The sequence below is a fragment of the Pseudomonas emilianonis genome (assembly GCF_023072625.1).
Taxonomy (GTDB): Bacteria; Pseudomonadota; Gammaproteobacteria; order Pseudomonadales; family Pseudomonadaceae; genus Aquipseudomonas; species Aquipseudomonas paraveronii.
Map to the genome: position 1 here is coordinate 1 of NZ_JAKNRV010000139.1, position 12,856 is coordinate 12,856.

Here is a 12,856-nt window from a genome sequence, read left to right on the forward strand (position 1 = left end):
TGATCGTGCTGAGGCACCTTAAAACGCAGGTGTACGAGCGCAAAACTGGCCAAGGCGGCCAGACGCTCGGTGAAGCGCAGTTTGAACAGTGTTTGCGCCATCCTGAGCACCCACGGTGATAGGGCGACCGTGGTGCTGCAAATGGCGCTGCGGGGTGATCATTTGCCAGGTTTTGTACGCACTAAGCCTAGGCCTGGGCTGAACGGTATTCGCGCTGGGTCTGCTCGATCTCTTCGACCAAGCCAGCGATCCTCGCCAGGCGCGCACGGTTGTCGTGGTCCCACGGATGAAAGCCCGGTTTGAAGTAGTGCAGCCACGGCCGCAGCATCCGCGGGAACACGCCCTTGGGCCCGTACAAAAACTTGAGCATGCGCCAGAACCCTTGCAGGTGCCCGCCGGCCTGGCGGTCGGCAATCAGCAGGCGCACGTGGAAATCAAACACCACCAGCCAGAAGAGCAGCGTCGTGGTCAGCATCGTCCCGGTGCGCAGCAGGTAGCGCAGCGGGCCTGGCTTGATCACGCGGTTCCACACATCGAACGCCACCGCCTTGTGCTCGGTTTCTTCGAGGGCGTGCCAGTACCACATCTGCTGGTAGCCCTTGAGCGAATCGCCGAAGCGCGAGGGGTCGCTCAGCAGGATTTCCGCGAGCATCGCGGTGTAATGCTCAAGGGCGATGGTCACCGCCAGGTTGAACGACGGCGGCAGGTGTTTTTTCTGCAGGTCGAGGAAGAATTTCAGGCGTCGATCCAGGCGATGTGCCGGCAGGCCTGCGGCGTGCAGCAAGTCGTTGTAGGCCACGTGTTCGCGGCTGTGCATGGCCTCCTGGCCGATAAAACCCTGGATCTCTTGTGTCAGCGCCGGGTCATCGATGCGTTGGCGGTAGTGGCGCACGCTGTCCATGAAAAACAGCTCGCCCTGGGGAAACAGCAGCGACAGCGCATTGAAAAAGTGCGTGATGAACGGGCCTTGTTCGTGCCAGTTTTTGATGCGTTCGGCGGGCAAGGCAAAACGGATATCGCGACGGATCGGCAGCATGGGCTTGCTCCTGTTCAGAGACGGGGTTCGTCGTTGGTTTCAAGCACCGGCGTGCGTTGCTTGGGGGCCATACGCTTGCTGGCGAACACCACCAGCGCTTGATAGGCCGCCGGCAGGCAGCGGGCGAGCAGGTCGAGGAAATACGCATCGCGGCCGATGAGTACGCGCCGTTTATTCTTGCGCACGCCCTGCAGGATCACCTTGGCGGCCTGGTCGGCGTCGGTGATGAACAGCTTTTCGAAATCGGCGCGGGCCTGCTGTTCGCTGTGGATCAGAAAGCCCGTCATGTTGGCGTCGATGCGGCTGCTGCGGCAGATATCGGTGCGGATGCCGCCGGGGTGGACGCAACTGGCCGAGACGCCGCAATGTTGCAGGTCCAACTCCTGGCGCAGGGCTTCGGTAAACCCGCGTACCGCGAATTTGCTGGCGTTGTAGCCGCTCATGCCGGGCTGGGCAAACAGCCCGAACACGCTGGAGGTGTTGATCACATGGCCCTCGCCGCTGGCCTTGAGATACGGCAGGAAGGCCTTGGTCCCATGCACCACGCCCCAGAAGTTGATGCCGACGATCCATTCCAGATCGCTGTAGTCCACGCCTTCGACGGTGCTCGACAGCGCCACCCCGGCGTTGTTGAAGATCAGGTTGACCTGGCCGTGATCGGCGACGCAGCGCGCGGCCCAGGCCTCCATGGCTTGGCGGTCGGACACATCCAGCACCTGGGTGGTGACGAGCACCGGTGACAGCGTCGACGTCTTGATCAGCGCCAAGGTCTGTTCCAGGCCTTGGCTGTTCTTGTCCGCCAGCGCCAGGTGGCAACCTTCTCGCGCCAGGGCCAGGGCCAACGCACGGCCCATGCCGGATGCCGCGCCGGTGATCGCTGCCACACGACCGTTGAATGACTTCATGACAGGCTCCCTTCTGCGGTGGAGTGTGGCGCAGCCGTTGCGCGGGCAGCCGCGTCAATCGGCGCCATGCCGGCGACATAATCCTTGAGCGCAAAATGCCGGGTGATTTGTTTGAAGCGCCAGGTCGAGCCCGGCCACAGGGTGGTGTTCTTGCCGGTGCGGGGGTCGAGGTACCAGCTCCGGCAGCCGCCGGTGTTCCAGATGGTGCGCGTGAGTTTGTCCTGCAGTTGGCGGTTGTAGGCCTGTTCCACCGAGGGTTTGACGTCTACCGTGGCGATGCGGTGGCGCTGCATCTGTTGCAGCGCATCGAGGATGTAAGTGACCTGGGCTTCGATCATCAGGATCATCGAGTTGTGCCCCAGGCCGGTGTTGGGGCCGATGATCAGGAACAGGTTCGGGTAGCCGGGCACCGTGGCGCCTTTGTAGGCGTGGGCGCCGTCGTGCCAGGCGTCCATCAGGTCGACGCCGTGACGCCCGATGATGCAGTCGCGGGGCAGCGGGTCGGTGGCCTGGAAGCCGGTGCCGAAGATCAGGCAATCGGCCGGGTGCTTGACGCCGTCGGCGGTGATCACGCCATCGGCTTCGATGCGCAGCACGCTGTCGGTCACCACCTGCACATTGCTGCGCGACAACGCCGGGTAATAGTCGTTGGAGATCAGCACGCGCTTGCAGCCGAGGGTGTAGTCCGGCGTCAGCGCCTTGCGCAGGGAAGGGCGGGTGACGTGTTTGTGCAAATGCCGCAGGGCGATTTTCTGCACCATCCGCATCAGCCGTGGGTGCCGGGCAAAGCCCACCACGCGGCCTTCCAGCGCCCAATAAAAGGCGCCGCGCACCAGCCGTTGGGTGAAGGGCAGGTGCTTGAACGCCCAGCGCTCAACCCGCGAAATCGGCCGGTCGGGCTTGGGCATGATCCACGGCGGGGTGCGCTGGAACAGGTCGAGATGCGCCACCTGCGGCGCGATCTGCGGCACGAACTGAATGGCACTGGCGCCAGTGCCGATCACCGCCACACGCTTGCCCTGCAATGAATAGTCGTGGTCCCACTGCTGGGAGTGAAAGCGCGGGCCCTTGAAGCTGTCCAGCCCCGGGATATCCGGCAGCGCCGGGCGCGACAACCCGCCCATCCCCGACACCAGCACCCGTGCACTGACCTGGCGCCCCCCGCTGAAGCTCAGTTGCCAGCGTTGTTGCTGCTCATCGAACACCGCCCGTTGCAGGCCCATGCCGAAGCGCAGATACGGCGCCAGCGCGAAACGTCGGGCGCATTGCTCCAGGTAGGCGCGGATCTCCGCTTGCGGGGCGAATTGGCGTGTCCAGTCCGGGTTGGACGCAAACGAAAACGAATAGACATGGGACTGCACATCGCAGGCGCACCCAGGGTAGTGGTTGTCGCGCCAGGTGCCGCCGAGTGTCTCGGCCTGCTCGGCGATAAAGAAGTCAGTAAACCCGGCTTCCTTGAGCTTGATCGCCATGCACAGGCCGGCAAAGCCTGAACCGATGATGGCGATGTCGATGGAATCACTGTGGGCATTCATAGGCTGTCCTGCGTGGGCATCGGATGTGCTCCTGTTTTTGTTTTGTCTTTTAGATAGAACACCATTGCAAAGAAAAATTGAATTACTTATTTTAAAAAAAGATTTTAAATAATCTACCTGAAAATATCGCCTACGCTAGTCCCTGGCTCCTCATGTGCGACGTGTCCGACGGTATGCACGCAGTTTAGGTCCAGGGTGTGGACGATGGCTGAGGCCTTGATCAATTCCGGTCGGGCGGTCGGCAGCAGGGAAGCAGAGGACCGAGCTATGGCTGTTGAATGGGTTATTGCTGCGGGTGTGCTGGTCGCAGCGAGCGTTGTGTTAGGGGGCTTCAGTGCCTGGATGACACGGCGCATTGAAGCGGCCGTTCCAGGCAACGGGCGCTTCGTCGAGGTCGATGGCGAGCGCTTTCATTATTACGACGAGGGCAAGGGCCCGGCGCTGGTGATGATTCACGGGCTGATGGGCAGCAGTCGCAACCTGACCTACGCCTTGTCCGGCCAGTTACGCCAGCATTTTCGCGTCATCAGCGTCGACCGACCGGGGTCGGGCTATTCCTCCCGGCATCCGGGTACGGCGGCGGACCTGCCGGCCCAGGCCCGGCAAATCGCTGCCTTTATTCAGACGCTGGGCCTGGAAAAACCGCTGGTGCTGGGGCATTCCCTCGGCGGTGCGATTGCCCTGGCACTGGCGCTTGACCATCCCCACGCGGTCTCGGGGTTGATCCTGGTGGCACCGCTCACCCATCCCCAGCGCCTGTTGCCGCTGGTATTCCTGTCATTGGCGGTGCGCCCGGCAGGGTTGCGTCGCTGGCTGTCGCATACCCTGACCCTGCCTATCGGCCTGCTGACCAAAGGTTCGGTGGTCAAAGGCGTGTTCGCCCCCGATCCCGCTCCAGCGGACTTCGCCACCCGCGGCGGCGGGGTGCTCGGCATGCGCCCGGCCAACTTCTACGCTGCCTCCACCGAGATCAACCAGGTCAACGATCACCTGCCGGGCATGGTCAAGCGCTACCCACAACTGACCCTGCCCATTGGCCTGATATATGGCGCAAAGGACCAGGTGCTGGACTTTCAAAAGCACGGTCAGGCCCTGGCGAGCCTGGTGCCCGGCGTCAAGTTGCAGTTGGTGGAAGGGCGCGGCCATATGCTGCCGATCACCGCCACGGAGCGCGTGGTGGCGGTGGTGGAACAGGTGGCTAAACGTGCCCGGCCGGTGCAAAACGCCACGGTGTTGCATCCTCCGTTCGCCCTGGCGAGCAAATAGTTGTGCCCTCCGACCCGCGGTTGAACAGCGTCAATGCTTGTCCTAGGCACCTGACCTTGCGGCTGGAAAAGAGACTGCTCGGTCACGTCAACAAGGGCTTGAAAAACTAGTTGACGACCTAACGATTCCGCGTTATTTATTTAAAAAAATATTTCAATGTTTGTTTTGAAATGATTTTTGAAATGCCTAAGAGCGAATAACAATGAAAAAAACGTCTTTTATCGCATGGTTGATTTCCCGGAGCCTTGAGCGCTCCTCGAACCTGTTTTGCACCTGCCTCGTCCGGAGGTTGCCATGAGTCACACCCTGGCAACCCCGCAGGTCTGGGCCGACGGCAAGCGCCACCTGTGGTGGCTCGGCATCCTGCCCCTGGCGACGCCTTTGCTCTCCGGCACGCTGGCGATCACCACCGGTATGCAACACCTGTGGTGGGTCGGTGTATTGGTGATCTTCGGCCTCATCCCACTGATCGACGGCCTGCTGGGCGAAGACGTCAGTAACCCGCCCGAGTCCGCCGTCGGCCACCTCGAATCCCAACGCTACTACCGCTGGATCGTCTACACCGGCGTGCTGTTCGTCATCGCTTCGGTGGTGATCACCGGCTGGCTGGCTGCTGGCGGCATCGACTGGATCATCAACGGCGGTTTGCTCCAGGCCAGCGCCGCACTGGAACCGTCGAACTGGCTGGCAAAAACGGCCGCCTATATCACCTCGCGCACCCAGTTGCACGGCCAGGTCAGTGCGTTCACATACCTGGGCATGGCCATGTCGACGGGCGCCGCGACCGGCATCGCGATCAACACCGCCCACGAACTGGGGCACAAGCCCAAGCCGCTGGAAGTGTTCCTGGCCAAAGTCACCCTGGCGCCGACGTTCTATGGGCACTTCTACACCGAACATAACCGCGGCCATCATGTTCGTGTCGCCACCCCGGAAGATCCGGCCAGCTCGCGTCTTGGCGAGAGTTTCTGGGCCTTCCTGCCGCGCTCGGTGTGGTGCAGCGCACGCTCGGCGTGGAACCTGGAGCGCGAACGCCTGCGCAAACTCGGCCTGCCGGCCTGGCACTGGAAAAACGCAGTGCTCAGCGCCTGGATGTACAGCGTGGTGTTGTGGGGCGCGATGATTGCCTGGTTGGGGGCGGCGGTGATTCCATTCCTGATCATCCAGGGCATCTACGGCTTCTCGCTACTGGAAGTGGTGAACTACGTCGAACACTACGGCCTTAAACGCCAGAAGTTGCCCAATGGTCGTTATGAGCGTTGCTCACCGCGGCACTCGTGGAACAGTAATCGAATTGTCACCAATATCTTTCTGTTCCAGCTGCAACGGCATTCCGATCACCACGCCAACCCGACGCGCAGTTATCAATCGTTGCGTCACTTTGATGAATCGCCGCAACTTCCCTACGGGTACGCGAGCATGATTGTCTGGGCTTATGTACCGTACTTGTGGCGACGACGGATGGATCATCGAGTGCTCAGGCATTATGCTGGGGATATAACTTTGACCAATCTTCAACCCTCAAAACGGTTGCAGTATCTGGAACAGTACGGCGGCAATAACAAAACGTTCTGATATTAATTGAAAAGTTAAATAGCGTGCTCAGGATCGTCGTGTGGCGCTGTTTTCTATCACCCGGAATTTGTCGATTTCATTGCAAGAAAGTTGTTTGACCCAACAAAAATAAAAGCAAGGGAAGGACGTACACCATGCAAACACCTGCCAAGTTCACCACCCATATCGTATTGGCCGCGTTGGGCCTGATTGTCTATCACCAGGCCCAGGCCGCGCGCATCGAACCTGCCGGCAGTGCGTTTACTGCCCAAGGCCCCATCAGCTTTTCCAAAGGCAAGCTGATCAGTGCCGACTGCACCATCAAAGTCGCCGGCAAGGTGGCGGCCGATGGCTCGTCCGTCAATGTCGACACGGTCGAATTCGACGGCGGCCTCAAGTGCAGCCGGGTCGAAGCGATCAACCTGCCGTGGATATTGGTGGCCAAAGACACCCAAAGCGGCTCGATGTCGAAGATCAGCGTGGACGTCCACGCCTTCGGTCTGGGCGGCAAGTGTGGCCCGTCCACGGCCGACGGCACCTGGGATAACGCCACCGGCAAGTTGGAAGCCGCCAATGTGCCGATTGGCGAAGACTGCAAGATCAAGGCCGTGTCGATCAAGATGCCGGCCAACTTCAAAGTTGTCGAATAAACACATCCAACTGTTGTAGCGGTAATTGAATTGAGATTTGGCTGGAAAGGGACGTTCTGCAGTTTCTCCGTGACCTCTCGATCATGGCCATTACCCCTGGCGAATGACTCGCCATAACATGTGAGGAAAAATAATGAAAAGTTTGAAAACCCTCGTGTCGTTGTCTGCTTTGGCCGTGTGCATGGGCGCTGCCTCGATGGCCGGTGCGGCGTCTTTTAGCCCTGTTGGAAAGACTTTCCAAACCGACGCTACGGGCACTATCGTCGTCAAATCCCCGTCGTCGTTTGGCGCTGCCGTGACGTGTAAAGCCGTTTTTTCAGGGACGGTTCGTTCTGATGGCAAGGCTGATATCACCAATGTGGTCGTGTCTCCCGGCAGCAGCACTCTGTGCAATTTGCCTCAGATCACCGGCTTGCCATGGTTGCTGACAGCGGTCACCACAACTTCAGGCACCGCAACCAACGTCGGTTACACCATTACCGGTGTACCGCCTTTGATCCCCGGAACAAGCTGCGGCCCGTCTATCATTAACGTAGGTCTGGCTTCAACTACCGGTCCTCTGGATTCGGATAAAACCATCACCCTGACTGCCGCTAACCAAGCGCTTTCCGGCGGTTGCACCGTGCAGTCGCTGAATGTCAAAGCCACTGGTGTCACCATTGTTCCTTGAAGTATGTAATCCGTGGAAAGGGTTGATCACCCGTTGAAAGGCAGGCGCCTCTAACGAGGCGCTTGTTTAGGGAGCTTTTCTTAAATACAAGAAATCGGCGCTACCGACTGACAACAACAAGAAAGTTGAGGGTCAACACAATGCAACATGTTATTCCACGTATTTCTTTAGCTGCCGTGTTACTAGGTTTGGTGTTTGGTTCCTCCATGGTCAGAGCCGCAACATTTGCCCAGACGGGTGCTGCTTTTAACGCAACCGGCACAATTGCGACGGGAATAAAGCCGTTGGTGTGGACACCTATTCCCTGCAGCATTGCATTGACTGGACAAGTAGCGGCTGACGGTTCGAGTGCAACTATCACCGGCGCTACTTTTACGGGAAATGCCTTATGCAATATTTCCGGGCCATTGAATCTGCCTTGGACGCTGGTGCCCACAAGTGCCAATACCGCGAGCCTCTCAGGCTTCATGCAGAAATTCGCCTACGACAGTTGCGCCACTCCGAGTGCAGTTGCGATGCAGTGGAGTGCTGCTGACGATACCTTCAGCCTCACTAGCCCCCACACCGTGAATTCAACCTGCAGACTGATCACGTTCAACTTTAAACCCTCACCAGCGTTGACGATCACGCCATGAATTGGATCGCCATCTACTGATTCAAATATGCCTTCAAGTGGGCAAATAAAGCAGCAAGCGATCCGGCTAGGGCTGGTTCAGTGAGATAACAATAAGGAGTGCCGCATGAATAATAAAAAACAACAGGTACAGGTTTTGCTGGGACTGGCGTTGATGGGCGGGGTGATGGTTGCCACGCCCGTGCAGGCCGGCGGATTTTCCACACCGACTTATGGGGCACCTGGTTGGGGGCGTGCCTTTGGTGGTGGTTCGTTGTTCAAAAATGACCCCAGTTCGGCGTACAACAACCCCGCCGCGATGGCGTTTGTGGACCAGAACGTCGCACAAATGACGGTCGACTACGCGCGCATCAAAATCAAGTATAAGGGCGCGGCTAATGATTATCTGGGTAACCCTGTCTCGAACAGTCCAATAGGTGCGGATGGTTTCCCTGACCTTTCATCGCCAACGGTCAACAACAATGATGGTGGCGAGGGTGGTTTCACTGCCTGGTTGCCGACCGGGTTCATGGTGATGCCCCTGGGGGACCGGTTCGCTTTTGGCTTGAGCCAAGTGGTGCCACAAGGGATGCGCTCAACTTGGGACGAAGACTCAAAACTTCGCGATTTTGCTGTGGACACCAAGATCGAAACCGTGGGATTGACCGGTTCGCTTTCGTTCAAAGTCAATGATCAGTTCTCCATCGGCGGTGGGCTTATTGTTCAACACAGTAAAGGGTTTGTGAGTCAGAACATCGATTTGTTGGCGGCTGCTGCCAACTCCCAAGACCCATTACTGGGCAGTATTGACTTGCCGGCAGGTGTCGGAGGCGCGCTGATACGGGTCAAGGTCGACAATATCTCCACCGGCTGGTTTACCGGTATTACCTGGAAACCCACTGACCAAGACACCTTGGGCCTGAACTATCACGCCAAGATCAAGAACAAGATGACGGGCAAGTACAACATTCGTTCAGATTCGTACAGCTATGCCCTGATGACTCAACCGAACCCGTTCACTGGCACTGGCACGCTGGTTGGGTCGGCTTATCCTGGGCTGGCGTTGTATCCGGATGGCGCACATGCCAGTACTCAACTGGATATTCCCGCGACTGCGGGCTTTGACTGGGTGCATCAGTTCAATGACCGATTCACCTTGGGCGCAAGTGTGAACTGGACGCAGTGGTCGTCGTTCAAGGACCTAACGCTCAAGTCCGGCGATATCACCATCGTCTCAATCCCCTACAACTACAAAGACTCCTGGATGTACTCCCTCGGCGGCGACTTCCGTGCCACCGATGAACTGACGCTGCGTGCCGGTGTGGCCCTTGACCAGACACCAACCCGCAACTCGACCCGTGACCCCCGTATCCCGGATGGTGATCGTACGTTCTTGTCGTTCGGTGCAGGTTACGAGGTAAAGGCTGTAAAGGGCTTGAGTCTTGACTTGGCGTATTCCCATCAGTTCGTGCAGGAAGTGAAGCTGAAAACCAAAAACGTTGACCGCTTGGGTGGCGCCAGCCTGGACGGTAAGGCTGAGTCGTCAGGCGATGTGGTCAGCGTATCGGCCACCTACAAGTTCTAACAGATATCGAGGGCTATGGAGGAAGGCACTTAGCGCATCTGAATGCCTTCTTCCAGCTGTTTGCCCTCATCTACGGGTCGTCATGTGACCTATTCCGATTTTCGTATTCATGACCCAGGCTGACGTGCTCAGCCCAGTATTTTTTGCCTAGTAATTAAATAAAAATTTCAAAAGATAATTTGAATGTGCTTTTCCAAGTTTGTAGTGTGGCCCTGCGCCGCAGTTCATGTCGATCTGCACCAGCGTTGGCCACGCCCTGAATCGAGTAGAGGTATCCCCATGGTGATCTGGTTATTGGTGGGTTTCGCAGCCGCGATTGCCCTGGCGTATAGACAAGCCGCCGCTGTCCACTGGCTGGGCGCCAGCCTGGCCTGGTTGGCGGCCGGCTACCTGTTCAACGTGGTCGCCGTTTTCGGCAGCACCATCGTGGCGCTGCTGGTGGTGTTGCCGGCGTTGCTGATGACAATCAAACCGCTGCGTCGCAGCCTGTTGACCAACAAGGCTCTGAGCCTGTTTCGTACAGTTATGCCGGCGATGTCCGACACCGAGCGCGCGGCCATCGAGTCTGGCACCGTGTGGTGGGACGCCGAGCTGTTCAGCGGCAAACCCGACTGGCAACGCTTGCTGCAAGCCGCGCCGGCCAGCCTGAGCGTCGAGGAACAGGCGTTCCTCGACAATGAAGTCGAAACCCTGTGCGACATCGCCAACGACTGGGAAACCACCCAGGTCTGGCAAGACATGTCCCCCGCAGGCTGGCAGTACACCAAGGACGCCGGTTTCCTCGGCATGATCATTCCCAAGCAGTACGGCGGCAAAGGCTTCTCCCACTACGCGCATTCGCAAGTGGTGATGAAGCTGTCGACACGCTGCTCGGCGGCGGCGATTTCGGTGATGGTGCCCAACTCCCTGGGCCCGGCGGAACTGCTGCTGCATTACGGCACTGATGCCCAGCGCAATTACTACCTGCCGCGCCTGGCGCGTGGCGAAGACATCCCGTGTTTCGCGCTGACCAGCCCGTATGCCGGTTCCGACGCCGGGGCGATTCCAGACCTGGGCATCGTCTGCAAAGGCCTGCACGAAGGCGAGGAAGTGCTGGGTTTCAACGTGACCTGGGACAAGCGCTACATCACCCTTGGGCCGATTGCCACGGTGCTCGGCCTGGCGTTTCGCGCCGAAGACCCGGATGGCTTGCTCGGGCAGCCCGGTTCGCTGGGGATCACCTGTGCGCTGATCCCGACGTCCCATCCCGGCGTCAACAGCGGTCGCCGTCACTGGCCGCTCAACGCGGTGTTTCAGAACGGTCCTACCACCGGCAAGGATGTGTTCATTCCCCTGGAGTGGGTAATCGGTGGCCGCGAACAAGTCGGCAACGGCTGGCGCATGTTGATGGAATGCCTGGCGGCCGGGCGGGCGATTTCCCTGCCATCGGCCAACGTCGGCCTGGGCAAGGTCGCGGTACGCGGCACAACCGCCTATGCGGCGATGCGCAAACAGTTCGGCCTGCCCATCGGCAAGTTCGAGGGCGTGCAGGCGCCGTTGGCGCGCATGGCCGGGCATTTGTATGCCTGCGATGCGGTGCGCAAGGTCTCGGTGGCGTCCCTGGATGCAGGGGAAAAACCCTCGGTGATTTCGGCCATCGCCAAGTACCACGTCACCGAGCGTGCGCGGATGATCGTCAACGACGGCATGGATATCGTCGCGGGCAAGGGCATCTGCATGGGCCCGAATAACTTCCTGGCCCGCGCCTATCAGCAAAGTCCGATTGCGATCACGGTGGAAGGCGCGAACATCATGACGCGCTGCCTGATCATCTTTGGCCAGGGCCTGATTCGTTGCCATCCCTATGTGTTCCGCGAGATGGAGGCCGCGCGCAACCCCGACCGGCGCAAGGCGCTGGAGGCGTTTGACCGTGCGATGTTCGGCCATGTGAGCTTTGTCCTCGCCAACACCACACGCGCAGCGGTGCATGCGTTGACCGGCGGGCGCTTGATTGCCGCCCCGGTGAAGACCGACTCGGCGCTGGCGTCCTACTATCGCCAGGCCAATCGGCTGTCGGTGGTGCTGGCGTTGATCTCGGATGTTTCCATGGGCGTGCTCGGCGGTGCGCTCAAGCGCAAGGAAAGTATCACCGGGCGTCTGGGGGATATTCTGTCGCAGTTGTACATCCTGTCCTGCGTGCTCAAGCGCTTTGAAGATGACGGCCGGCCCCAGGCGGATTTGCCGCTGGTGCATTGGTCGGCCCAGGATGCGTTGCTGCGCGCCCATGAAGCCCTCGCCGAAACACTCGATAACTATCCGTCGAAAGCCGCAGCGGCGGTGGTGCGCGGCTTGAGTTTTCCGTTTGGCATCCCGTTGCGCAAACCCTCGGATCGGCTGCTGGCTCAGGTGGCGGATGTGGTGCAGACCCCCGGCGAAACCCGCGAGCGCTTGCTGGCCAATTCCTACATCCCACGTCCGGAAATCGACAAGCTGGCCTACGGCGAATTGGCTTTCCGCCTGTTGCCGCAAGTGGAACTGATCGAAGCGCGGCTCAAGCCTGCGACCAAACAGGGCTTACTCGAACCGATGCCGATCGCCGCCACGGCCTTTGCCGCCTGGCGCGTCAAGGCGCGGGCGCTGGACTTGATCAGCAGCGACGAAGAGGCCTTGCTCGCGCGCTATGTGGAATATGCCGACCACGCCATCCAGGTCGACGACTTCCCGCAGGACTTCGGTTTGCTGGAGGCGTTGCAGCAACGCAAGCAAGCGTTGGAACCGTCCACCAAGCGTCGCACCAGCCAGGGCGAGAATGCCTCGGTCAATTGAGTGGCACTGAATGAACGCGGTCAGTGTGGGAACTGGCTTGGCTGTGATGCAAGTCAGCCAAACCGAGGTGATGCCATCGCAGGCAAGCCAACTGCCACATTGATCGGGTGTTCATGCCGATACCCTGTTGTGAATGGATGTTTATATGAGTGACAGTTACCTATCGTTCGTCAATTCCGCCTGGGGCCGACGCCTGGCCCAGGCCATCGGCCTGCCGCAACCCTTGCCGCTGCAACG

The 12,856-nt window shown here is 59.4% G+C and carries 10 protein-coding genes; 7 read left to right on the forward strand and 3 right to left on the reverse strand.

Going from position 1 to position 12,856, the window contains the following annotated elements:
- Positions 1–187: 187 nt before the first annotated feature.
- Genes L9Z73_RS15410 through L9Z73_RS15420 form a run of 3 tightly spaced genes read right to left on the reverse strand, consistent with a single transcriptional unit; the run spans position 188 to position 3,476 of the window.
- Positions 188–1,036 (reverse strand): metal-dependent hydrolase, encoded by an 849-nt coding sequence (locus L9Z73_RS15410; protein ID WP_247402449.1) that lies wholly within the window; start codon positions 1,034–1,036, stop codon positions 188–190.
- A gap of 14 nt (positions 1,037–1,050) precedes the next feature.
- Entirely contained in the window at positions 1,051–1,941 is an 891-nt protein-coding gene (locus tag L9Z73_RS15415; protein WP_247402453.1) for an SDR family NAD(P)-dependent oxidoreductase, read from the reverse strand.
- Positions 1,938–3,476: a flavin-containing monooxygenase gene (locus L9Z73_RS15420; RefSeq protein ID WP_247402455.1), complete on the reverse strand. Its 1,539-nt coding sequence runs from the start codon at positions 3,474–3,476 to the stop codon at positions 1,938–1,940. Before L9Z73_RS15420 ends, L9Z73_RS15415 begins: the two co-directional genes overlap by 4 nt.
- A 267-nt stretch (positions 3,477–3,743) precedes the next feature.
- On the opposite strand from L9Z73_RS15420, the gene L9Z73_RS15425 reads away from it, so the two are divergent.
- The 7 genes from L9Z73_RS15425 to L9Z73_RS15455 all read left to right on the forward strand — a co-directional run bounded on the left by L9Z73_RS15425 (position 3,744) and on the right by L9Z73_RS15455 (position 12,619).
- On the forward strand, positions 3,744–4,742 hold the full coding sequence (locus L9Z73_RS15425; protein ID WP_247402457.1) for an alpha/beta fold hydrolase: 999 nt from the start codon (positions 3,744–3,746) through the stop codon (positions 4,740–4,742).
- A 294-nt stretch (positions 4,743–5,036) separates the two neighbouring features.
- Positions 5,037–6,317, forward strand: coding sequence for an alkane 1-monooxygenase (locus L9Z73_RS15430; protein ID WP_247402459.1), 1,281 nt, complete (start codon positions 5,037–5,039; stop codon positions 6,315–6,317).
- A 134-nt stretch (positions 6,318–6,451) separates the two neighbouring features.
- A complete protein-coding gene (praA, locus tag L9Z73_RS15435; RefSeq protein WP_247402461.1) occupies positions 6,452–6,946 on the forward strand; it encodes an alkane oxidation protein activator PraA in 495 nt (164 codons plus the stop codon).
- 133 nt (positions 6,947–7,079) lie between these two features.
- Positions 7,080–7,616: an alkane oxidation protein activator PraB gene (gene praB, locus L9Z73_RS15440; RefSeq protein WP_247402463.1), complete on the forward strand. Its 537-nt coding sequence runs from the start codon at positions 7,080–7,082 to the stop codon at positions 7,614–7,616.
- Between the two features lie 140 nt (positions 7,617–7,756).
- Positions 7,757–8,251: a hypothetical protein gene (locus tag L9Z73_RS15445; protein WP_247402466.1), complete on the forward strand. Its 495-nt coding sequence runs from the start codon at positions 7,757–7,759 to the stop codon at positions 8,249–8,251.
- A gap of 105 nt (positions 8,252–8,356) precedes the next feature.
- Positions 8,357–9,814 (forward strand): outer membrane protein transport protein, encoded by a 1,458-nt coding sequence (locus L9Z73_RS15450; protein ID WP_247402468.1) that lies wholly within the window; start codon positions 8,357–8,359, stop codon positions 9,812–9,814.
- A gap of 279 nt (positions 9,815–10,093) precedes the next feature.
- Positions 10,094–12,619: an acyl-CoA dehydrogenase gene (locus tag L9Z73_RS15455; RefSeq protein WP_247402470.1), complete on the forward strand. Its 2,526-nt coding sequence runs from the start codon at positions 10,094–10,096 to the stop codon at positions 12,617–12,619.
- Positions 12,620–12,856: the final 237 nt, after the last annotated feature.

Coding starts and splice junctions, on each gene's coding strand:
- L9Z73_RS15430 (WP_247402459.1), top strand. CDS start 5,037: ATGAGTCACACCCTGGCAACCCCGCAGGTCTGGGCCGACGGCAAGCGC.
- L9Z73_RS15410 (WP_247402449.1), bottom strand. CDS start 1,036: ATGCTGCCGATCCGTCGCGATATCCGTTTTGCCTTGCCCGCCGAACGC.
- L9Z73_RS15455 (WP_247402470.1), top strand. CDS start 10,094: ATGGTGATCTGGTTATTGGTGGGTTTCGCAGCCGCGATTGCCCTGGCG.
- L9Z73_RS15445 (WP_247402466.1), top strand. CDS start 7,757: ATGCAACATGTTATTCCACGTATTTCTTTAGCTGCCGTGTTACTAGGT.
- praB (WP_247402463.1), top strand. CDS start 7,080: ATGAAAAGTTTGAAAACCCTCGTGTCGTTGTCTGCTTTGGCCGTGTGC.
- L9Z73_RS15450 (WP_247402468.1), top strand. CDS start 8,357: ATGAATAATAAAAAACAACAGGTACAGGTTTTGCTGGGACTGGCGTTG.
- L9Z73_RS15425 (WP_247402457.1), top strand. CDS start 3,744: ATGGCTGTTGAATGGGTTATTGCTGCGGGTGTGCTGGTCGCAGCGAGC.
- praA (WP_247402461.1), top strand. CDS start 6,452: ATGCAAACACCTGCCAAGTTCACCACCCATATCGTATTGGCCGCGTTG.
- L9Z73_RS15415 (WP_247402453.1), bottom strand. CDS start 1,941: ATGAAGTCATTCAACGGTCGTGTGGCAGCGATCACCGGCGCGGCATCC.
- L9Z73_RS15420 (WP_247402455.1), bottom strand. CDS start 3,476: ATGAATGCCCACAGTGATTCCATCGACATCGCCATCATCGGTTCAGGC.